Annotated in this window: 18 protein-coding genes; 7 read left to right on the top strand and 11 right to left on the bottom strand. The window is 57.7% G+C overall.

The genetic code is table 11. From position 1 onward, the window contains the following. Window positions 1-68: 68 nt before the first annotated feature. Window positions 69-368, bottom strand: coding sequence for a hypothetical protein (locus QDX22_RS00530; protein ID WP_158278497.1), 300 nt, complete (start codon window positions 366-368; stop codon window positions 69-71). Window positions 369-593: 225 nt separating this feature from the next. On the opposite strand from QDX22_RS00530, the gene QDX22_RS00525 reads away from it, so the two are divergent. Next, complete coding sequence (locus QDX22_RS00525; RefSeq protein WP_279723928.1) at window positions 594-3,131, top strand: FtsK/SpoIIIE domain-containing protein; 2,538 nt, start codon at window positions 594-596, stop codon at window positions 3,129-3,131. Here QDX22_RS00525 and QDX22_RS00520 read toward each other — a convergent pair. The 4 genes from QDX22_RS00520 to infC form a co-directional block, all read right to left on the bottom strand. Next, complete coding sequence (locus tag QDX22_RS00520) at window positions 3,116-4,018, bottom strand: TrmH family RNA methyltransferase (protein WP_110100261.1); 903 nt, start codon at window positions 4,016-4,018, stop codon at window positions 3,116-3,118. The genes QDX22_RS00525 and QDX22_RS00520 overlap by 16 nt on opposite strands. Window positions 4,019-4,059: 41 nt before the next feature. Beyond that, window positions 4,060-4,443, bottom strand: a complete 384-nt coding sequence (gene rplT, locus QDX22_RS00515) for a 50S ribosomal protein L20 (RefSeq protein WP_110098616.1) — start codon at window positions 4,441-4,443, stop codon at window positions 4,060-4,062. An 80-nt stretch (window positions 4,444-4,523) separates the two neighbouring features. Further along, entirely contained in the window at window positions 4,524-4,718 is a 195-nt protein-coding gene (gene rpmI / locus QDX22_RS00510) for a 50S ribosomal protein L35 (protein ID WP_110098615.1), read from the bottom strand. A 129-nt stretch (window positions 4,719-4,847) separates the two neighbouring features. Further along, window positions 4,848-5,564 carry a translation initiation factor IF-3 gene (gene infC, locus QDX22_RS00505; protein ID WP_233487812.1) on the bottom strand — a complete coding sequence of 239 codons (717 nt, stop codon included), beginning with the start codon at window positions 5,562-5,564 and terminating at the stop codon, window positions 4,848-4,850. 374 nt (window positions 5,565-5,938) lie between these two features. Here infC and QDX22_RS00500 point away from each other — a divergent pair, with 374 nt between their 5' ends. Beyond that, on the top strand, window positions 5,939-6,334 hold the full coding sequence (locus QDX22_RS00500) for a DUF1844 domain-containing protein (RefSeq protein WP_110123387.1): 396 nt from the start codon (window positions 5,939-5,941) through the stop codon (window positions 6,332-6,334). Between the two features lie 84 nt (window positions 6,335-6,418). On the opposite strand, the gene QDX22_RS00495 is transcribed toward QDX22_RS00500, so the two are convergent. Continuing rightward, entirely contained in the window at window positions 6,419-6,805 is a 387-nt protein-coding gene (locus QDX22_RS00495; RefSeq protein ID WP_146206275.1) for a hypothetical protein, read from the bottom strand. A 443-nt stretch (window positions 6,806-7,248) separates the two neighbouring features. On the opposite strand from QDX22_RS00495, the gene QDX22_RS00490 reads away from it, so the two are divergent. Beyond that, window positions 7,249-7,497 carry a WhiB family transcriptional regulator gene (locus QDX22_RS00490; protein WP_110098613.1) on the top strand — a complete coding sequence of 83 codons (249 nt, stop codon included), beginning with the start codon at window positions 7,249-7,251 and terminating at the stop codon, window positions 7,495-7,497. 200 nt (window positions 7,498-7,697) lie between these two features. On the opposite strand, the gene QDX22_RS00485 is transcribed toward QDX22_RS00490, so the two are convergent. The 4 genes from QDX22_RS00485 to QDX22_RS00470 all read right to left on the bottom strand — a co-directional run bounded on the left by QDX22_RS00485 (window position 7,698) and on the right by QDX22_RS00470 (window position 16,703). Beyond that, a complete protein-coding gene (locus tag QDX22_RS00485; protein ID WP_110100260.1) occupies window positions 7,698-9,308 on the bottom strand; it encodes a sensor histidine kinase in 1,611 nt (536 codons plus the stop codon). 133 nt (window positions 9,309-9,441) lie between these two features. Then, complete coding sequence (locus tag QDX22_RS00480; RefSeq protein ID WP_122548695.1) at window positions 9,442-14,352, bottom strand: NAD-glutamate dehydrogenase; 4,911 nt, start codon at window positions 14,350-14,352, stop codon at window positions 9,442-9,444. 157 nt (window positions 14,353-14,509) lie between these two features. Then, window positions 14,510-16,048 (bottom strand): CpaE/TadZ family protein, encoded by a 1,539-nt coding sequence (locus QDX22_RS00475; RefSeq protein ID WP_166769864.1) that lies wholly within the window; start codon window positions 16,046-16,048, stop codon window positions 14,510-14,512. A gap of 7 nt (window positions 16,049-16,055) precedes the next feature. After that, window positions 16,056-16,703 carry a CpaB family protein gene (locus tag QDX22_RS00470; RefSeq protein WP_122548697.1) on the bottom strand — a complete coding sequence of 216 codons (648 nt, stop codon included), beginning with the start codon at window positions 16,701-16,703 and terminating at the stop codon, window positions 16,056-16,058. A 270-nt stretch (window positions 16,704-16,973) separates the two neighbouring features. Here QDX22_RS00470 and QDX22_RS00465 point away from each other — a divergent pair, with 270 nt between their 5' ends. The 4 genes from QDX22_RS00465 (at window position 16,974) to QDX22_RS00450 (ending at window position 19,493) form a co-directional block, all read left to right on the top strand. Further along, on the top strand, window positions 16,974-17,192 hold the full coding sequence (locus tag QDX22_RS00465; RefSeq protein WP_110098608.1) for a helix-turn-helix domain-containing protein: 219 nt from the start codon (window positions 16,974-16,976) through the stop codon (window positions 17,190-17,192). Window positions 17,193-17,696: 504 nt separating this feature from the next. Next, window positions 17,697-17,882, top strand: a complete 186-nt coding sequence (locus QDX22_RS00460) for a hypothetical protein (protein ID WP_110098607.1) — start codon at window positions 17,697-17,699, stop codon at window positions 17,880-17,882. Between the two features lie 46 nt (window positions 17,883-17,928). Continuing rightward, window positions 17,929-18,717, top strand: coding sequence for a LysM peptidoglycan-binding domain-containing protein (locus QDX22_RS00455; protein ID WP_110100255.1), 789 nt, complete (start codon window positions 17,929-17,931; stop codon window positions 18,715-18,717). 65 nt (window positions 18,718-18,782) lie between these two features. Further along, window positions 18,783-19,493, top strand: a complete 711-nt coding sequence (locus QDX22_RS00450) for an Rv3235 family protein (protein WP_110098605.1) — start codon at window positions 18,783-18,785, stop codon at window positions 19,491-19,493. A 139-nt stretch (window positions 19,494-19,632) separates the two neighbouring features. Here QDX22_RS00450 and secA read toward each other — a convergent pair whose 3' ends face one another. Then, the gene (secA, locus tag QDX22_RS00445) at window positions 19,633-22,395 is read right to left on the bottom strand and encodes a preprotein translocase subunit SecA (RefSeq protein ID WP_110100254.1); all 2,763 of its coding nucleotides are present in this window, start codon (window positions 22,393-22,395) and stop codon (window positions 19,633-19,635) included. Window positions 22,396-22,421: the final 26 nt, after the last annotated feature.

Raw genomic sequence — 22,421 nt, 5'->3', positions numbered from 1 at the left:
TTGAAAACCTTCCCGCGGGTGGCGGTGCTGAATTGGAACAGCTGATCAGACAGCACGCAGAAGCCCAGCTACGGGACTACCAGTTGTGGTTCGAGCAACGTCGCTTGGCGGACCTCGATCACACTCAGCTCACCCAATGTTGCGAGCATGTGCCCTCGGCCGGTCATGTCCTGCGGCTGATTGCCCGGCCTGACCACGCAATACCAAAGGAACGGATAGATCATCCTGGGTTGAATCTCGTGACTACTACCGGACCTGACGCCGGGCGTCTTGTGCCGGTCACACGAGAACCATTGTCCGTGGGCCGACAGCACGCGCACTATCAAATCAACGATCCGTATCTGCTCGATCGTGATTTCAGCGTGCATCTGACGCAGCACACCACCCAGTTGACAACCTACAGCCCGCTAACACAACCTGCCGAAACGTCGCACGAGAGATCGGTTTCATCGCAGTGGCCGGCACAAGAGACTCTGTCCAGAGGGCAGACAAGTTTTCGTCTCGTCTCCCCGCACTATCCCCGGCTGCCAGAGTTAAGGGCCCCAGCCGTACTGGAGATTGATCCGGGCCCGGAGCCTCAGCCGCCGAATGTTGTGCTTCAACTGGTAATGGCAGCCAGTCCGATGATCATCGGACTGGTGATGATGGTTGTCACAGGAATGTGGTATTTCCTGCTCTTCAGCGCGATTTCGGTGATCGTCGCCGTGGTCATGATCAGTCAATATCGCGCGAAACGCCGGAAGTTTATCGCAACGATCACCCGACTATCTACCGAACAGGGACAACACCGACTGAATGAAACATACACTCCAGACCAACTGCGTTTCGCTCTGCGATCTATCGCCCCAGATCCGCTCGGGCTGCTCCGACCGCATTTAGCAACTCCAACCATCCGCTGGGGAGACGGGATCCTCGCGGTCAAGCTTGTGCGGAGTGACGCCGACGAGAAATGGGCGCAGCATACCCAAGTTCATACCGCTATCGCCCAACATCTGGCTCCAGGCTCAACCACCGTGGTCCGCGGGCTACCCGAACAGCTTGCCTCGGTCACACACTGGCTGCTGGCACAGTGCCACCATCACGCAGCGGCCACCCAACAACGTGTCTGGGTCCATACGAATTCCGAACGGGACAAGGAACTGATCGATTCCGTCCTACCATCAACAATCATTGATACGACCGGTACGCTCACTCGGGACGACCTGGACCAAAAATTCGCCCGTACTCCCCTGGTACGGATTGAACAGGTAGACGAGAACTGTCCCAGACCTCCGGCCAGCCAAGAGGTGGTGTTTGATGTTAGCGATGGCTCAGTATCAGGTCTGGGCCAAGATATCTCGCAGATCAACTTCTTTGGGATAAGTGTCACCACTTTAGATTTGGTTACTTCACGCCTACTCAGCCAATTACCGGCAACCAGGAGTCATAGCCCGCTGTTGAGCCTTCCGTCTACATTTTTTACCGCTCATAGCTCGGGAGATCTGCGGGTGGAGATCGATGCCAGAGATAGCGCCGACGCTTTAGATCTGGTCGCAGACGGACCACATGTGTTGATTACCGGCACGACCGGATCGGGAAAATCTGAGCTCTTACTGACTGTTCTAGCCCAACTAGCGATGAACTACCCTGCGGACCAGCTATCGATGGTACTCCTCGATTTTAAAGGTGGTTCCTCCTTCGCGGTCCTCGAGGACCTGCCACATGTGATGGCGGTGGAAACCAACCTCAGCGCCGGACTATCTTTGCGATCTTTGGGAGCTATCGAAGCCGAATTACACCGCAGAGAGAAGCTCTTTGCTGAGTATCGGGTCCCCGATTACTCATCGTTCCGACAGAACGTGCCCCATGTCGTCTTGCCACGGCTTGTGGTGGCCATCGATGAACTGAAAATGCTAATCGAAGACCACCGTCAAGCCCAAGATGTTCTGATCCGCCTCGCCTCCACGGGACGCTCACTGGGATTCCATTTGGTGTTGGCAACACAGCGGGCTCAGGGGACCGTGACCTCTGACGTGCGGGCGAATCTGGGCTCGGTACTCTGTCTTCGCACAGCAACAGAACAAGATTCCTGGGACCTGATCGGTGATGCCTCGGCCTATCGCATCAGCGCTTCTCAGCCAGGACGTGGGATTCTGCGTCGCGGACCGGCCGAGTCCGAGATCTTTCAGACTCCTATTATGCGACTACCTTCTGAACCGGTCACGCTCACCCCAGTCTCCGCCGATCGCCCGGTGTCGACAAAGACTGTCGCCACCACGAAGTGGCCACGGGTGGTATCCATGATTACCCAAGCCCATGAACAGGCCGGTCTGTTATGTCCTGACCCCATTGTCTTGCCTTCGCTACCCGAGCACTGGAATCCTAGCACTCAGAGCACAGACCCGTTAACACCGACATCAGGCATGATCCTAGGGCTCGTCGACCACCCAACCGAACGGATGCAAGCTCCGATATGGTGGAACCCCAAGACAACTTCTTCCGAGGCAACGCCTCAGAGCGGACGAAAACCCTGGATCCTAACCGGTTCTTTAGCCGTCATCGGCGCCAGCGGATCTGGTGCCGAAAAACTGCTAGATCGGGCAGTCCCGGCGTTCTTCACCCAGCACCACCAAGGGGACCCTTCGCCAAGGATTGCCAACAAGGTGGCCCTCTTTGATGGTCGCCCCCATCGAGAAGAATCCTCAGTGGAACGAGCAATCCACATAACGGAGAGTTCTCAGAACAGATGGTCGTTCCATGCTGAGTGCACCGGTGAAGAACTCGAAGAGGCTCTAGCGACCTTGAGAGAAATCCTTCAAGCTGGCCAACAGCTCACCATCATTATTCGACATTTTTCGGCGTGGGCCTCAAGAATCCCTGGTCGAGGCTTCGAGAGTTTTGAAGACCGTTTAATGACGCTGATCCGCGACTTCCCCAACACACTGAAAATCCTGATACATGGTGGCCGAGAATTGGCCGCGGGGCGCACCGTGGGGCTGATTACCGACCGGATATATCTGGGGTTCGGCTCAACCGAGGAACACCGTATGGTCTGGCCACGGATACGTCAAGCCCCACATATTCCATATCGTGGTGTCCTCGTGGGACGAGGATGGCCTGTACAAGGCCTGGAAATTCAGCTTGCTGAATGATATTGCATGGCCGAGGCATACATGCACACGGTGGCGGCGGTAGCAACATTTAGAGACTCAGCCTGGCCATACATCGGCACCGCGATCGACTGGACGGCCAGGTGTCGCTCATCATCGCTAAGCCCTTGTGCCTCATTACCAAACATCCAGGCCGTCGGGTCGGCCAATTGTGCCTCGCTCAGCATGTCTAGTGTGGTCTGTCCGTACCCGTCAGCCGCCAATAATTTCATTCCGGTCGCGGACAGTTCGGGTGCCAGTTCTCCGATATCAAGGCGAGACAAGACGGGGAGATGAAATAAAGAACCAGCCGTGGAGCGGACGACCTTCGGACTGAAGGGGTCCACGCTACCGCTAGTCAGAAACACCCCATCAGCACCCACCGCATCGGCCACACGGATAATCGTGCCGACATTTCCAGGATCCTGTACTCGGCACAGCACCGCGACCAAATGCAACCCGGCTAAGTCAAGCTGCTCTGGCTGTTCAGGTATTGCGCAAACAGCCAAGATCGATTGCGGTGACTGAGTATCGGACATGGCTTCTAAGACGTCCTGAGAAATCTCTGCAGCATAGACATTACGTCGCCGGACGACGTCCTGGACAAGACCAAATAATGCCGGATCAGAGGATTCGAGCTCCGAGGTCCAGTAAAGTTGATCAATCACACATCCCGGTCTCCAGCTCGCACGACGCTGTGATGCCGACGGTGTCTTTGCCTGAAGTTGCCCGGTTTCTGCTTTGAGCGCTTCCCGGACGGTTTGCGGTCCTTCAGCCAGAAACAGCCCTTGGCGACGACGCACAGCAGAACGCCCCCCCAAACCTGCGACGTGTTTAACTCGATCGGATCGAGCGTTGTCCAGGAACGGGACGGGGCATTCAGTGCTCATCGGTATGCAGGTCGTTACGGTAGACGCAGAATACCAACGGACTAGCTGGCAGCCGGGGCGTTGACGTCCTCAGGCAGAGCGTTCTTAGCCTGCTCGACGATTTTGGCGAAAGTAGCTGCATCAGAAACAGCAATCTCAGCCAGCATACGACGGTCCAGCTCAAGGCCCGCCAAGCGTACGCCCTGGATGAAACGGTTGTAGGTCATTCCGTTCGCTCGAGCAGCAGCATTAATACGGGTAATCCATAGACGGCGGAAGTCACCCTTACGCTTGTGCCGGTGTTGGTAGTTGTATACATACGAGTGCAACAGCTGTTCTTTGGCCTTGCGGTACAGGCGAGAGCGCTGTCCGCGGTAGCCGGAAGCCCGCTCCAAGACGGTCCGGCGTTTCTTCTGGGCGTTAACCGCCCGCTTCACACGTGCCACGCGTATCTCCTTCAGTAGTCGATGATCGGCGGGGTCTTAGCTACACGGCCCCACCACAAAGTTGTGTGTAAAAAGAATGCTTAGATACCCAGCATTTTCCGGATACGACGAGTGTCACCCTTGGTCACCGCGACATCGCCCTTCAAACGACGAGTCAGTCGCGACGACTTGTGTTCCAGGTAGTGGCGACGGTTGGCACGCTGACGCATCAGCTTTCCGGTACCGGACACGCGGAAGCGCTTTGCGGCACCCTTGTGAGTTTTCATCTTCGGCATAGTTGCCGTTCTCCTTCGTGGTTGTGCTGACTCCCCCAGGAAGTCAGACTGAGCTCGGTGCCCTCCACCAAACTCTGTTGCCCTTCATCGCGTGATCGATGCGGGTACGGGTTCATCGTGACCGCTGAGCTAGCTCTTCCGAGGTGCCCGCGGCTTGGGCCCCGGCTTCGGAGCCTGGGAGGAAGACGTTGCTGAGGAACCCATCTTCTTCAGTTCCTCGGGCATGGCGTCTCCCACCAAATTCTTGACCTCGCGGTCCTTGGCCTGTTGCTCTCTGGCGGCCTTCGCTGCAGCAGCAGCCCGGTCGCGACGAGAGCCACCGCCAGAGCGTTGCGGTGACGACGGCTTCTTCGCGTCTTTCTTATCTCTGCGGTTACGCAACGGACCCACAACCATCACCATGTTGCGACCGTCCTGTCGCGGAGCAGATTCAACTTCGCCATACTCAGCTACGTCTTCAGCAAACTTCTCCAAGAGCTGGATCCCCAACTCTGGGCGCTGTTGTTCACGGCCACGGAACTGAATCATCGCCTTGACCTTGTCCCCAGATTTCAGGAACTTTTTGGCCCGGCCAGTCTTGGTCTCATAGTCGTGAGTATCAATCTTCAGACGGAACCGCACCTCTTTGAGTGTTGTTGAGGCTTGCTTCTTCTTCGATTGACGGGCCTTGACCGCAGCTTCGTATTTCCATTTGCCAAAGTCCATGAGTTTAGCCACAGGGGGTTTGGCTTTAGGAGCAACCTCAACAAGATCCAGATCCGCTTCGACCGCCAGACGCAAGGCGTCTTCAACACGCACGATTCCGACTTGTTCACCCTGCGGGCCGACAAGGCGGACCTCTGGCACGCGAATGCGTTCATTGATTCTAGGCTCGTTAATGCTGTTCTCCTCAAATAGTCTGTCGCAACGGCACAGGGCCACCGCGTTACCTCGCGGAATCGTGACACAAAAAATGCCTCCCTGTCAGACAGTGGAGGCTAAAACGTCACTCTGAGATGTTGAAAGCGTGACGTCTCTTCAAGGGACTGCTCAGCAATACCCTTGGCATAACCCGGAAACTCGGTATCGTCGCGATACTTCCTGCTAGCGCGGGTGGGAGCAAACCTCCACTTGTCTACCGACCTATGGTAGCAGGTCTCGCCTCGATATCCAACGCAGTCCCGGCGACCCGCGGGGTAAACCTTGAGCAATATCCATAGAGCTATGCCAAGCTTAGACCTATGACAGAACCACACTCCCACGACCACCTGTCCGACGAGCAACTCGACGACCTCCAGCACGGGGTCGAGGATCAGGTTCGCGAAATTCAGGACGTTCCTGCCGTGGAACTCATTAATACCACCGCAATCCACCTGATGACCGCAGCAGCGGTGAAATGCGGACTGGCGGACCTGCCCGATGCCGCAGAACAAACTGACCTCGATGAGGCCCGCAAGCTCATCACGGCCTTGGCCGGTCTGGTCACGGCAGCTGCCCCGGAAATCGGTGGGGCACACGCGGCTCCCCTACGTGATGGACTGCGCACCCTGCAACTCGCTTTCCGCGAGGCCTCAACCGTCCCAGATGAACACGGCAAAGGCCCTGGCGAGAAGTTTACCGGCCCCGTCTACGGTTGACTCACGCTACGAATCTATTCTCATCCCCGCTACCTACCCGGTATATACCAGGCCGGTAGTGGGCTTGAGCTAGCGTCAACTTGGCTACCGTTCAGGTTCTCGTCGGGTGATGTGGGCATTCACTGCCGGGCTAAACAATATGACTAACGCTACGGCCGCAGGGACAAGGAACGCGATGCCATACCACCAGTCAGCCGTGGAGAAGTAGTTAAAAGACAGGACAATGGCGAACAGCTCAATCACCATGACCGCTGCCCTGGTCCAGGCTTTACCTTTTACGACGCCATAGGCTGCTACGATCAACCAGATCGCTCCGATGGCTAAGAGAAAGGCGAGGAATAGCTCTGCCCCCAGGCCTAAGGTGCCATCTCCGATGTTCAGTACGGCCAGCACAGCCGAGACCGTAAGGACAAGCCCTTGGCAACCCACAATGAGGCTGAGCAACCACACCAGTGGTGCACGACTATCCACGCGATTGTCTTCGATGATGACCACCCCTGATTGTGCCCCTTTCCGGATCATTGTCTCATACCATCACGGGCCCACCGGCCTACTCTCCACCCCACGTAGGCAAACTTCAGGTGAACTAACAGGCTAAAAGGCGCACTGTCAAGAGCGCTCACTAAAAAGACGGAATGTTATGCCCCATGCCACAGTGGACGCAAATTGAGAGTGCTGTTGTGACAAATATCTCTTCAAATTTGACATTTCGGTGACTTTAGTCTCTTGCACGGAGCAAAACCACATGAAAACATTATTAACAACAGTCGACGAGCCGGTACAGGCCGGGCTCACAGCGTCGCACCCTCTCCGTTTTCTCGCGAGTTCTTCTCATTGTCTCCTCTGACAAGCTGAACTGTTTCTTACGGACAGCGGTCGCGAGCCATACCAGCAGCGAAAAGGAGCAATTCATTATGGATTGGCGTAGTAAGGCAGCGTGCCTGGATAAGGATCCAGAGCTCTTCTTCCCGGTGGGCAACACCGGTCCCGCGTTGTTGCAGATCGAAGAAGCTAAGGCAATCTGCAACCAGTGCCCTGTCATGGAACAGTGTTTGCAGTGGGCCATCAGCACCGGTCAGGATTACGGTGTCTGGGGCGGTATGAGCGAGGACGAGCGTCGCGCACTGAAGCGCCGTAAGGCTCGTGCCCGCCGGGCTTCCTAAGCCGAAGAGCCAGCACCCTTGAGAAAAGGCCCAGACCACACTTTTGAATCAGTGCCACCGAGACTGATCTTTGACCGGTCGTTTCACCGCCCTGAGCAATCTGCCAGAGCCTGAAACGACCGGTGTTTGTCTGCAGTACACGAAGGCCACGTAGGACAGGGCTCCGGAGCCCTGTTGGCCCACTTCGGTCTTTCTCACTCCTACTCAACCGGGATACTAACCCGAGCCAAGGTGCCACGACCGCCGGGGGTTGCCAGTTGCCATGAGATTGTTCCGTGCAGGTCCGAGGCCACCAACGTGCGGATAATTTGTGTGCCCAGCCCTCCGGCACTCGTCGCTGAGGTATGCTCCGGACGATCTGGACCGCGCGTGCCCTGGTAGCCGGGCCGGCCAGGACGACCCGAGTCTTCAATCTCGACGATCAGGTGCTCAACGGGTCGTGATGTGAGCTCGGTTCCGGGCAAATTTTCCGGGATTTGGGTGCTGTAGTAGGCCCGGAACCATACCGTTCCCCCCAGTTCGGAGTCGAGGCCGTGTTCCACCGCATTGGTGGCAAGCTCGTTGACGATCAATGCCAGCGGGGTGGCCAGTTCACTCGAGAGTTGCCCGAAGGCCGTGGAGATTTCGGTGTGGATGTCCCGCCCGGTGTTAGCGATGTCTACCGCCATCGTGAATTGTTGGGAGAGCAACTCGTCCATGTCGATGCGACGATCCACCGATTGTGACAGGGTTTCGTGAACCCGGGCAATGGTATCAACCCGCCCCATGGCTAGTAGCAACTCATGTTTGGCTTCCGGGGAGGTCATGCGACGTGATTGCATGCGTAACAGCGACCCGACGGTCTGCAGATTATTCTTCACCCGGTGGTGGATTTCCTTAATGGTCGCGTCCTTACCGATCAGCTGTCGATCACGATGGCGCAGTTCGGTGACGTCTCGAATGAGTAATACGGCGGCATAACGCTCTCGGTGTCGATCTCGTAGCGGGATCGACCGTATCGACAGAGACACTTTTCGAGTTTCGATCTCTGTGGTCTCCGTGCTGACACCATAAAGAACGCTAGGTAGCAGGTGGTCGGTGTGGCCTCGCGGGGGCAGGTAGTCGGTCACGACGCGGGAAAGTTGTCGGCCTTCCAGCGGTTGCCGGATTCCGAGTTTCCGGAGCCCGGACACTGCGTTCGGCGAGATGAAGTTAACGAGGCCTTGGGCGTCTAATCGAATCATCCCGTCACCGACCCTGAGATCTGACAACGATGGCCCATGGCGTTGATCGGGTTCTGGCCACAGTCCCCTGGAGATCATCATTAATAAATCTTGGGCCGACCGGTGGTAGGCCTGTTCCAGCCGGGAAGAATGACGTTGTCGCGCGAGGTTCTTGTGCACCGACAGCACGGCCAGTACCTCGTCGCCGTCGACCACCGGCCAGACCGTGACGCCAAGAGCTGCCGAGCCTTGCAGTTGTTCGGATCCGTTGACGGGGATGCCGGTGCGCAGCACCTGCATCAGCAACGGCTGAAGTCCGGTGCGTGGGGCGGAGCCGATCAGATCGCGGATCAGCGTGGTTTGGGCGGTGAAGGGGCGGGCTTGGGCTGCTGCCACAAAGTCTGCTTGGTCGGGTTTTCCCGTCGCATCCCGGGTGTTAATACTCGGGAGCCAGAGGACCAGGTCAGAGAAGGCGAGATCGGAGAGGATCTGCCAGTCCCGAGGTAGCCGGCTGACCGCGGGTGGCAGTCGCAGAGCCGCCGTATCCGGGCCAGCCGAGGCCGGTGGCTGGGCACGATCAGATCGGTCGGGGTACCGTTCGTGGTGCATGATGCCAGCCTAGCGGGACGCGACGACGCCCCGGGAACCAAGACCGAAACGCACACTGGTCAGCCCCACCGACGGGCGGGGCTGACCAGTGGTGGCGTGTCACACCGAACCGGGGCGGACTCGGGGAGTACTCCTAGACGATCAGGGTCCGCAAACGGTGCAGAACCACCGTGAGCATCGCCAGGTCGGTGTGCTCGCCTTCTTCGGGTTGCAACTGCGCTCTGATTTCGTCGAAGAAGCCCTTGACACGGTGCACACGCCGCTTGTGGTGGGCCCGCCAGTCTTCCACGGCAGCTGAGACCTCTTCGTGGGTGTCGTAGGTGAACGCCTCGGCGGTCTGTTCCACGATGACCGAGGCCAAATCTGACAGCCACCCGTAGAGGTCTTCACGGATGGAGACGCGGGCTAGGGCATCCCAGCGGGTCCGGCGGGACAGATCGGTGATCAACTCCAGTAGCTTCTCAGCGTCGAAGTAATCCTGACCGTGGAAGTAGACCCGTGCGATACCGGCAGGATCCTGATCGAACCGGTCGGCAATGCCGGCGATATCCAACAAACTGTAGGATTCGAACAGGGTTGCCACGGTCTCTGCCAATTCGTCGCCGACGCCAGCCTCGCGGAGTTTCGTAGCACGGCTGGTGGCCGCCTGATGCATATCGCCGGTGAGCAACTGCCCGATCTTTGGTTGGACGGCTGCCACGGTGTCCTGGAACCGTTCAATACGGGAGTGCATCGGCTCGGTGGTGAGCTGGTGGTGGATCAGCCAACGCATCAGCCGGTCGGTGAGCCGGCGGACATCTTGCAACATCTGCATCCGCACCCGGTGGTCCAGCGTGGCGGGAAGATCATTGATCTGTTGTTGCAGGGCCGGTAGCTGGTAGATTTCTTCGGCGACGATGAAGGCGCGTACCAGGGTCGACAGGTCCGCGGCGGTTTCTTCCTCGGCCCGGAAGATGACGGTGATGCCGCCGGAATCGATGACGTGGTTGGCTAGGCGGGTGGCGATGATCTGGGCACCCAGCGGGTGTTGCAGGATCGCATTCTCACCGGTTTCTTGTAGCCGTTCGGGGAAATAGCGCACCAGCCACCGGCTGAACCAGGGATCGGTGACGATATCGGTTTCCTGTAGCTGCCGTGCCAGGGTGTTCTTGGCGTACGCCAGCAGGATGGACAGTTCTGGAGTGTAGACCGGTTTGCCGTCCTTCAACCGCTGGTTCAGTGTGGCATGGGAGGGGATTGATTCCAGCTCGCGGTTGAGCCCACCGTGCTCTTCCAACCAGCTCACATACCGGATCAGTGCTGGCATCCAGTTCAGGCTGAGCGATTCTTCCACGCGAAGCAACCGGTTCTGGCTGGCGTTGGTGTCTAGCACCAGGTGCCCGACCTCATCAGTCATCGAGGCCAGCAACTCCTCGCGATCCTCAGCTGTCAAATCCCCGGAGGCGATCATGTTCTCCAGCAGGATCTTGATGTTCACCTCGTGATCGGAGGCATCCACACCCGCGGAGTTGTCTACCGCGTCAGTGTTGACGCGCACGCCGTGGGCGGCAGCTTCCACGCGGCCGGCCTGGGTTGCACCCAGGTTTCCGCCTTCACCGATGATGCGTGCCCGAACCTGGGAACCGTTGATACGGATCACGTCATTGGCACGGTCCCCGACGTCCTCACTGGTTTCGGACTCGGCCTTGATGTAGGTTCCGATACCGCCGTTGTAGAGCAGGTCAACCGGTGCCTGGAGGATATAGTGAATCAACTCCTCTCCGGACGCCGAGGTCACCGATTCCTCCAGGCCCAGGGCTTCACGCATCTGCTCGGTAATCTCAATGGACTTCGACCCGCGGTCGAAGACGCCACCACCGGCGGAAATCAGGTCGCGATCGTAATCAGCCCACGTCGAACGAGGGGTGTCATACAGCCGGCGACGCTCAGTGTAGGACGCCTCGGGGTCCGGGTTGGGGTCAATAAAGATGTGCAGGTGGTTGAACGCTGCGATGAGCTTCAGATGCTGCGATCGTAGCAGTCCGTTACCGAACACGTCACCGGACATATCACCGATTCCGACCACGGTGATCGGGTCGTGATCGGCATCTAGCTCCAGAGCAGCAGCATGGGAGCGTACGGACTCCCAGGCACCACGGGCGGTAATACCCATTTGCTTGTGGTCGTAGCCGACCGACCCGCCGGAGGCAAAGGCATCGGCCAGCCAGAATCCGTATTCCGCCGAAATGGCGTTCGCTGTATCGGAGAAGGATGCGGTGCCCTTATCGGCAGCCACCACCAGGTATGGGTCGGTGCCGTCGTGGCGGATCACCCGCTCTGGGGTGATCACCGTGGTCTCTTCGGCGCCTAACTGCTGGTTATCGGTAAGATCCAGCAGACCGCGGATGAAGGTCTGATAGGCATCACGACCGGCTTCGAACCAGGCATTACGGTTTTGGGACGGATCCGGCAGACCGTGGGCAAAGAACCCGCCCTTGGCGCCAGCCGGGACGATCACGCCGTTTTTGACCTGCTGAGTTTGCACCAGGCCGAGGACTTCGGTGCGGAAATCTTCAGCGCGGTCCGACCAGCGCAGACCACCGCGGGCAATCTTGTCGTAGCGCAGGTGGGTACCAGAAACCTGGGGGCTGTGGACCCAGATCTCGAAGGCCGGGCGCGGTTGTGGAGCGAAGTTGATCCGTTGCGGCAGGATCTTAAAGCTCAAGCGAGGGCCACCACGAGCCGCCGAGGAGTTGTGGGGATCCAAGTAGGCATTGGTCCGAACGGTAGCGTCGATCACGGTGATGAAGGCCCGCAAAATACGGTCGGCGTCCAGACTGGCGACATCGTCCAGGGATGCTAAGACCTTGTCCCGGGCCTGCTCGGTGGCCTCCACCCGGGCCTGACTGGCCTCCCCGTCGCTTTCTTCGCCTTCAGCTTCGGTTGCTTGCGGGTCGAACTTGGTGGCGAATAGTTCCACCAGACCGCTGGTTGCCACCGGGTTGTTCAGCAGGGTGGTGGCCACCAACTCGAGCGAGGAGGGGAATGACAGCTGACGCAGGTAGTGGGCGTAGGCGCGCAGGATGGCGACTTGGCCCAGTGGCAGTCCGAGTTCAATACCCAGTCGGTTGAACCCATCGGAAGAGTTGGTGCCGATCAGCGTGGCCGCTGCGGTTTCTTCCAGCAGGCTGGCCACCACGGTCAGGTCGAGTTCGTGTTCGGCCTGGACCCCCAAGTCGTAGAGGAAGAACTCGCGTTGATCACTCGGGCTGATCATGAACGGGTATTCGTCAATGACGCGTAGCCCCATATCGCGGAAGACCGGGAGCACATCCGAGAGGTCTTTAGACTCTTTGGAGTAGATCTTCACCCGCGCCTGCGAGCTATCGGAAGCATCCGGGATGGCATAGACCGTGGGTTCGTTATCGTTCAGGGCGGTGAACCGGGAGATGTCCTCCAGTGCGTCTTCGACCTCGTAGCGGACTCGGTATCCGGGAGGGAAGGCCTCGTCCCAGATCTGAGCTGCATCAACGCCGCTCTCTTCGCCGAAGACGGCCACGGCTTCTATATCAATGCCTTCTTTCCACGACCGGATGGCCTGAGCCAAGTCGTGGCGCAATTGGCTCATGTCCAGCGATTCCACGACGCCAGTGTCCTGGTACTGGCTGGCAATTTTGATTCGGAAGGTGACCCGAGCCAATACTGCCTCGCCGAGGAGCACCTGGTATTCAAGGGATTCACCGTGCAGGACATCCATCAAGATGTTCTGGATGCGCTTGCGCACTGAGGTGTTGTAGCGGTCTTTGGGCAAATACACCATAGCCCGGGCGTAGCGTCCGAAAGGATCCTGATGGACATAAACGGCACTACGACGTCGCTGGCCGATATGCAGAACAGATTCCAAAGTTGCCCAAACCTGTTCTGACCCGGACTGCAAGAGCTCTTCGCGAGGGTAGGTCTCCAGATGGTCCAGCAATTGCTGTTCCGAGTGGGAGTGGGGACCGAATCCTGAAAGCCGCACCACTGCCCGCGCTGTTTCACGAGCGACAGGTAGCTCCTGAACCGGGGTGGTACGAATTTTCGCGGTGAACAAACCAATAAACCGGTTCTCTCCGGTCACCTTACCGTTCTCGTCGTAGGTCTTGATGGCCACGTAGTCCATCGGAACCTGGTTCTGCACCCGCGAGACGGCGTTCGTTTTCGTCACGATCAGCGGATTGGGTACCTGGATCTGTTGCTGACCGGACTGGGTCAGCGGCCGCCTTCCCGTTCCTTGACGTCGCGACAGGACACCGAGGCTGTTGGCACTCTCCCCGGCCAGCACCACGTCGCCATCGGCGGTGTGTTCCAGATCGTAGCGACGGTATCCCTGGAAAATGAATCCGCCCTTGACCATCCATTCCAGCAGTGCTGCCGTCTCATCGACACCACTTGTTGAAGTCGGTGCCTGCTGACGGAGTTGGTCAGCAACCTGTAGCGCCTGGGTCCGCATTTTTTCCTGGTCCCGAGCGACCAGCGAGACGTCTTCCAGACTGTCCGACAACTGTTGCTCCAGCTCTGCAACTTCCTGTTCGTCAACCTTTTCGTAAAGCCGGATGCTCATCCAGGACTCGATACTGACCGTGGTTCCTTTCGGACCCAGCAATGCGTCGGATGCGATGTTTTCGGCTGTTTCACCGCTGAGGCGGGGACCGGTGCTAGGAACCGGGAACACGGACTGCAACTCAGCTGTCTCAGCGTCACGGTGCACGATGAACATTGGGTGGTTGATCAGCTCAATCCCGTGGCCGGAGCCACTGAGCACCGCGGTCACCGAATCCACCAGGAACTGCATATCCTGTTGGACCACGTACACTGTGGTGACGTGTCCCGCATTGTGAATGTCAACGCTGGCCTCGTGCGCGGGACGAGCCATAGCGAGCTCGAGGTGGTGGTCCAGAATCGAGCGGGCATCAGCATCGCCCAGTTTCTCTCGGTCCTCTGCTGAGAGATCATGAAAATAGGCTTGTGCGAGTTCTTCCGTTCCGGTGGACTCCTTTGTCCACAGCGGTTGTGTCCGAGTCATTCAGTCCTCTATCAATAGAACGGGTCTGGTCTTTCACCGGCTCTGACCGGTCGAGAAAGATGGTCACGCCTTTGCAACCATCTTCCACCCTAGAGAGTTCTCTCAGCCGATGAAAGACTCCATGGAAGGCATATCCCGGATGAGAAAGATTTCTCAGCTAACGGCGATGACGGGCCCGCCGGAGTTGCCGACGGGTCCGGGGTTGGTCTATATGGTCCTGGTTCTCCTGGTGTCTGCACTGCCCCGCTTCGGGAGCGTGGGAGTCCGAGGCAAACAGTACATGGTGTCTCCCCGCTTCCGGCGAGAACTGCTGTTGCCGATGCTGAGCTTGATGGTGAGTGTGTTGTCGCGAGCGCGAGTCAGGCGGTTGTGGCGACAGCCGACGCGCGAGTTCGTTTACCGCGCGTCGCAACGGCGACTTCGGAGCGACTTCGATCAGTGCCTGCCCCCGCAATAAGGCGGTACGACACTGCTGGGGTTGATCCGGCAAGAAAACCTCCAGCTTCAGCTGCGGCCCAAAACGTTGCCACACCTCGGTGATGCCTCGTTTCGGGTTGAATCCAGAACTGGCCGAACTGACCTGGTTGAGCACTGGAATCACCTCCCCGGAAATCTGCTTTTCGCCGATCTGCTCAATCCCGCCGATCAAGCGCGGTAGCCCAATTGGGTCGGCGGTCCCGACCGCGACGACGGTGTCGGCGGCGTGGATGGCACTCAGCGTGGCTGCATGACGTTGTGGGGCCGGAATGTCGAAGCTGAGCTCCTCATCTTCTTCCAGCCCGAATCCGGCATCGATCACTACCAGGTCCCAGCCGCTTCGGGCCTGGGCAAAGATTGTCTGCAAGGAGCTGGGGCGCAACTCTGCCCACCGGTCCGGTCGTGTCAGGCCGGTTAACACGTCGAGATACTGACCGCCCACACCGACCCTGTGGCAATGCGATCTGAGTTCCTCGACGCTCAGCCGGTGATGCTCAGCCGCTCGCGAGGCCTGAGCAATTCCGGCCGAGTCGTCTAATAACCCCAGCATGGTGGCCACACTGGCGCCGTGGGTGTCGGCATCGATCAGCAGCACGTGTTTGCCCCATGTCGTCAGTTCTACGGCCAGGTTGACCGCAACCGTGCTACGTCCCACGCCACCGTGTGGCCCCCACACGGCGATGACGTTCCCGGCCTGACACCTCGCCCCGTAACCCAGGTCCTCTGGGTGCTCCTGCTGGCCTGGATCCGTCTGGTGCGTTACACCACTGGTGGGATCCGTTTGCAATAAGGCTCGCAATGCGTGGTCGGTGGCATCGCGGGATTCATGAGGTCTCAAGGGTTCGGTATCGCGTGCCCGTGGCAAGGTGGGCTGGAGGTTCTGAATCCATTCGATCAGTTCTTCACCGGTGGTTTCGGCCCTGATGACCTGAATGTCTAAGGCTTGGAGCCGGTGACGCTCGGCGGGCATATCGCAAACCACTCCCCAGCGCAGATGTTCCATCCCCGACTCGGCGAAAGCGTCGGTGGTTTCCAGACCCACCTCGTGATAATCCTCGGCGATCAGTGCCACATCGATCATCCCACTACGGGCCAGGGCAATCAGTTCGGCCACCGATCGGCACCGGTGAGAGACCATCACCTCAGATTGCATTGACTCAATCGCGGCGATGTGATCGAAACGGGCTGAAAAAGTCGTGGCAACACGCACAGCAGTCATCGTGTTCCTACCGTTCGTTACCTGGGCTAGCCGGGACGATGCTGATCTTGGCTGAAGCTGCCTGGGCATCAATGATGGCTGGTAATTGCTCAGGAGTGAGCAAGACATAGACCGTCAGCGTGGAAGAGGCACCTAACCCACTGCGTTGGTCCTCGACAGCGACAACCTCGGCGGACTCAGCGGTGAGCTCGGCGTTGGTATACCCTTGGCGTTGGTCGTCTGGCTGGGACACCCATAAGTCGACTCGGGAGCCAGGTTGCACGGCATCGGGGACATCTTCCGCAGTCCGAATAGCGAACTGCTGGCGATCTTCCGGGTCGTGTTCCGAGACCGTAGCACGGGGTAAGAACTCGCCCTGACGAATCGTGGAGGTTACTGCAAAAGTCTCCGGTAACGGCTCATCGGCCGACCAGTAGTGTCCATCTGCTTCCGACAAATGCGCCTGCACCACGGTAAAATTCTCAGCGGTGATCGGTTCACCGGGTGCTGCGTCAGCCGAGGCGGCCCAGTACCCCTGCCGAGAGTCTGTCGCCTGCACCACAAACACCATGGCGACCACTGATAACACCACCAAGAGGATGCCAATCACCAGTTTGGGGTCTTTGAATCCGGGACGTCGGATCCGCGCTGCGATGGGGCGAGGGTCTGTGGCCATGGGGGTCTTTCTGTGTCTCGTCTCTTTCGATGCTGAGTCATGAGTTGGTGGGAGCAAAGAACCATTGGCATCTACGAGTACGAAAAACGATCATGCCGGTGCCGGCCCCCTGTCCACCGTAGGGATTTATGTGACCGAATGCACTCAATGAGGGAAAAATGTGGACAATTCGCCTCGTCTATGACGCAACGTGTCACAATAGGAGCAACAGAGAGCGATCCTGTTTAGGGTCTTAAACCTCTAAAACGACTTCGCTGGAAAGGACGTGACATGCCACGCTTTCTGACCCTCCCAGATGTCGCTGAAGAGTTGCAGATTTCTGTCGGTGCCGCTCGCAACCTCGTCCAGAGTGGGGAACTCGAGGCATTTCAAATTGGGGGCCGCGGACAATGGCGGGTGGATTCAGAACGTTTTGAAGCGTTCATCCAGCGGTTACACGACGAACAGCACGCCAAGATCGAAGAACAAAAGTCAGCTCACCAGAACTAACTGTCTGAGGCAGTACGTAATTGTCCTCGGCCACTATCGGTCGTCGAGAGCCACAGCAGACGTGGCGATCATTTGTATCTGGTCCACGGGAATCAGCCGTAGTCCCCGCACTGCAGGTCGCCTGCGGAATTCGTCTCGGGCATGTATGGCTACCTCGCAGTAGTCCTGTCCCACCCGATCGACCGTTCCTTCCACATAAATTCTTCCCCACCCGGCCGTGATAGACACCGGCTCTCGTCGACGCGCTAGTTGACGCAACACGCTCGTGAGTCGCGGTCCGCTTCGTAAGGTCGATTCCGGCGGTCGAGCTGTTCGCGTTTCTGCTTCCAGGCCCGCTATGGCGCGTTGCGGTATAACGACTGCACCGGACTGCGTCCGACCACCAATCCAGTCTGGACCAACTGAAGAGACCAACAGCCGCTGATGTTCTCCATCGGCAAATGTCATCTGCACTGTCTCTCCCCGGTGTCCTCTCAACCGGTCCGCAAAAGAGGTTTCCGCCCAGTGACCGCGCGTAAAATCAGCGGCCTCAGCATCACGAACCTGCCGCAGTTCCACGCTCATTTGGTGTTCGAGATCAGCAAAAAATTCGTCCCAGCGCATGGTGCCTCATTATTCCTGCTTACCTCTTTCGTGGCAATCATCACCATTTTCCTTTCAGCACCATTGACCGCGTTTGATGATGTTTGATAATTTTTTGGGTACTTAGACAGTTTTCAAGCCCTAAGGAGAGCCCATGGCAGTGGTGAAAAGCTCATCGTCCTCCGGTCAATCGGGTCTTCGCGCCTCCGATGTTTGCTTGGTGCTGATGAGCGTGATCTCCGGCCCGCTGTTGTGGTGGTTCAGTACTGCGATCAGCCCCACCTCGGCGCAGACCGCATTGTCCACCCTGGAATACCTCATCGCCACAGCATGCTCGGTGATTGGGATCGGCATCTGTGCGCTCTGCGTCATCTATGCTGTGGTGAGTCTTCTTGGAGTCACCCTCTACCGTTGCGGTCACCGCATTCAAGGTGTCGCGACCTTGCAGGTCGTGCCCGTGGCTGGTCGGCGACTCATCGCGACGTTATGTGGGATCAATCTCCTCATCGCCTCGCCGGCCATCGCCGGCGAGACTACCCACGACGGTTTAGCCTTGTCTGATACAAGAGCAATTGAATCTTCTCAACGAGAGCACATTGCCGGCTGGGACGTGAGCGCCCGTGTCTCTCCCGACCGTGAACACACCGGACTGCACACTCCGACTGACGTTGTTCCTGGCTGGATTCCCAATCTCAACTACGACACGTCGGGAGACGACGCTAGCTCCGATGCAGTCCCTGATGTCCCCGGCAAAACCGTCATCGTCGGTACCGGTGAGTGTTTGTGGGATATCGCCCATGAAGAGCTCGGGGCAGATGCGACCATACATGAAATTGATCTCCGTTGGCGCCAGTGGTGGTCCCACAACCAAGATGTGCTCGGATCCGACCCCCACACTGTTAGTCCAGGAACGGTTTTGTCCTCCCCACCTTTTCACTCCTAAACCCGTTTTGTCCGCCCACGATCTGTTCTTCCCACCGCCTATCCTTATGAGGAGATAACCCCATCATGACGCTCCCCTCCGTCTCTGCGACTGCTGGCCCTCAGTCCGTCCAACAGCGCGCACTCCCCCGACAGTCCAATTCTCCGGTCAGTAAACCAGCTTCAGTCTCCGTCAGTCCCGTCCCGTCAGCGCTGACGGGATTTCACGACGAGAAACTAGCGGCGTGGACCAACACCCGCTCTCCGCTCATTCACTTCAAACCCGGTACGGTGTCCACCCCGGCCATTAGCACACCAGACCAAACTCCTGCAGACACGGAGCCTGTTTCGCACCGGACTCCCGCTCAGTTGCCCGACGCCACTCCCCAGGACGATCCGGTCGCCAACCGCCAACGGCAGATAGCCCAACGGGCCCTGGCAGAACAGCGTCGAGCCACCGAACGCCACCTGCAAACCATGACCCGAGTGCTCGGCCAAGCTTGTGTGGAGATTGAATATGGGTTGCGAAGCTACCACCAACTTCAAGGGTGGATGTCGCTGGAGATGATCGAGAAGATGAGGTTTCGGGCCCAACTCGCCCAGCAGGGTCGACCCCAGGAATCGGACGGTCAAAAACCGATGAATGTTCGGGTACACCGAATGCGACTACAGCGAACCCCTTCGCAGTGCTACGAATCCAGTGCCACCATTATTGTTGGCAACCGATTGCGGGCGATGGCACTTCGTTTTGAGAAGCACCGCGACAGGTGGAAAGTGTGTGATTTCGAGTTGGGGTAACCCTCACCTGGGTAACAGACACCGTTGCCCAAACCTAGCTACTCATCCCAAATGCGCCAGTGCCGAAACTTCTCACATGCTGAGGCCCGCAACCCTACCGGATCGCGGGCCTCAGCCAAGCCGTCAGAGGCGACACATGTTATTTTTTCTGGGCGCGGGCTTTCTTCGCGGCCTTCTTTTTCTCTCGTTCGGCAGCTTTGCGCTCCGCTCGAGATTGCGTCCTCTCACTACCGTCGTCTGTGCGACGAACCTCGGTTTTCGCAGTCCCGGTTCCTTCTGAGGACGGGGCCGTGTACTGCAACTTGCCGGGCTGTGTGTCAGTGTCCAGACCTTTAATTTTCAGCTGTGGCGCCATGGTCACCTCACGAGAATCGGTGACGCCTGGAAGGCTAGCCTTCTGTGGCTGGGTTTTGACGTCGAGAGTGAACAGATTGTGGACCGATTCCTGGCGAATTGCCTGCATCATGGCTTCAAACATCGTGTAGCCCTCACGCTGGTATTCGACCAGAGGATCACGTTGGGCCATGGCGCGCAACCCAATACCTTCTTTAAGGTAGTCCATCTCGTAGAGGTGCTCTTGCCATTTTCGCCCGATGGAATTGAGCACCACCTTGCGCTCTAGTTCACGCATATTATCGGAGCCGATCTCTTCTTCGCGGTCCTGATACAGCACTTTTGCATCGGAGACAAACTCACGCTTCAAATCCGCAGGCTTCGCCCGGTGCAATTCACCGAGCTGTTCCTCGAGTTCTTCGGGGGTCAACTCGACCGGATAGATCAAGCGCAGATCTTCCCACAACGTCTCTGGGGACCATTCGGAACTTCGTTCCCCGGCCGTGGCTTCATCAACGGCATCGCTAATGGAGTCCTCGATGAAGTGCTCGACCTTTTCGGCCAGATCTTGGCCTTCCAAAATCTGACGACGGTCAGCGTAGATGGCCTCACGCTGACGGTTCATCACGTCGTCGTATTTAAGGACATTCTTGCGCTGTTCGGTGTTGCGCGATTCCACGTTGGACTGCGCATTCTGAATCGCCTTCGTCACCAGACCGGATTCCAGGGCAAACTGGTCGTCATCACCGGTGCGTTGCAGAATCTTCCGCGCCATACCCGGGTTGAACAGTCGCATCAGATCATCGGTCAGGGACAAGTAGAACCGAGACTCGCCGGGGTCCCCTTGACGTCCGGAACGACCTCGTAGCTGGTTATCAATCCGTCGGGATTCGTGGCGTTCAGTTCCCAGCACATATAAGCCACCGGCCTCCACAACTTCTTCGCGCTCCGCCTGGGTCTTCACCTTTTGCTCAGCAAAGACTTCGTCCCAGATTTGCTCGTATTCTTCAGCATTTTCTTCGGGGTCGAGCCCGCGTGCCTGCATCTCCGCGACCGCATTAAATTCGGCGTTACCACCGAGCATGATGTCGGTACCACGTCCGGCCATGTTCGTTGCCACCGTCACCGCACCTTTACGACCGGCTTGAGCAACAATGGCAGCTTCTCGCGCATTGTTTTTCGCGTTAAGCACTTCGTGACGTACGCCTTTTTTGGCCAACAGCTTCGACAAATATTCAGATTTTTCAACCGAGGTGGTCCCGACCAAAACCGGCTGACCAGATTTATGACGGGCCTCGATATCATCCACGACAGCATTAAACTTCGCCTTCTCGCTGGCGTAGACAATGTCTTTTTTATCGATGCGCTGAACATCTTTATTTGTCGGAATCGGGACAACGCCGAGTTTATAGGTGCTCATAAACTCTGCAGCTTCAGTCTCAGCCGTACCGGTCATCCCCGACAGCTTGTCGTAGAGGCGGAAATAGTTCTGCAACGTCACCGTGGCCAAAGTCTGGTTCTCAGCCTTGATCTTCACACCTTCTTTGGCCTCAATCGCCTGGTGAACTCCCTCGGAGTAACGGCGTCCTGCCAACACGCGTCCGGTATGCTCATCGACGATTTGAACCTCGCCTTTGAGAACCACATAGTCCTTATCGCGGGTAAAGAGTTCCTTGGCTTTCAGCGCGTTATTCAGGTACTGAATCAGCGGGGTGTTGGCCGATTCGTACAGGTTGTCGATTCCGAGCCAGTCTTCGACCTTATCGATACCTTCTTCGGAGATCGAAACGGTCCTCTTTTTCTCGTCCACTTCGTAGTCAGTATTGCGCTTCAGCCGCGGAGCCAATTTGGCGAATTGTAAATACCACTTCGAGGCGTCGCCCTGAGCCGGTCCGGAGATAATCAACGGAGTACGTGCCTCGTCGATGAGGATTGAGTCGACTTCGTCGACGATGGCGAAGTTGTGTCCGCGTTGCACCAAATCGTCGAGCGACCAGGCCATATTGTCGCGCAGATAGTCGAACCCAAATTCGTTGTTAGTCCCGTAGGTGATGTCAGCTGCATACTGTTTTGCCCGTTGCGCAGGACGCTGGTTGGACAGAATGACGCCGGTTTCCATCCCAAGGAACCGGAAAACCCGTCCCATCAAGTCTGATTGGTACTCGGCCAGGTAGTCGTTAACCGTCACCACGTGGACGCCTTGACCACTCAACGCGTTCAGGTAGCTGGGAGCTGTGGCGACTAGAGTTTTACCTTCACCGGTTTTCATCTCAGCGATGTTTCCCAGGTGCAAGGCAGCAGCACCCATGAGTTGCACGTCAAAGTGGCGAAGTCCCAAGGTACGGGACGATGCTTCACGCACCGTGGCAAATGCTTCGGGTAAAAGTGCATCCAGCGATGTACCGTCTTCGATTTCAGCACGGAAGCGATCGGTTTCTGCCCGAAGTTCGGCATCAGACATGTCCCGATAGTCATCTTCGAGCTGGTTGACAGCATCGGTATAGGCCCTCAACCGTTTGAGAACTTTCTTCTCACCGGTCTTGAGGATCTTCTCGATGAAAGAGACCACAGTGTTGACTCCAAATTCACAAATCG

Source organism: Auritidibacter ignavus (assembly GCF_029853775.1).
Taxonomy (GTDB): domain Bacteria; phylum Actinomycetota; class Actinomycetes; order Actinomycetales; family Micrococcaceae; genus Auritidibacter; species Auritidibacter ignavus.
The sequence above is the reverse complement of the archived record's forward strand: the minus strand, read 5'-3'. Positions and strand labels throughout refer to the sequence as shown.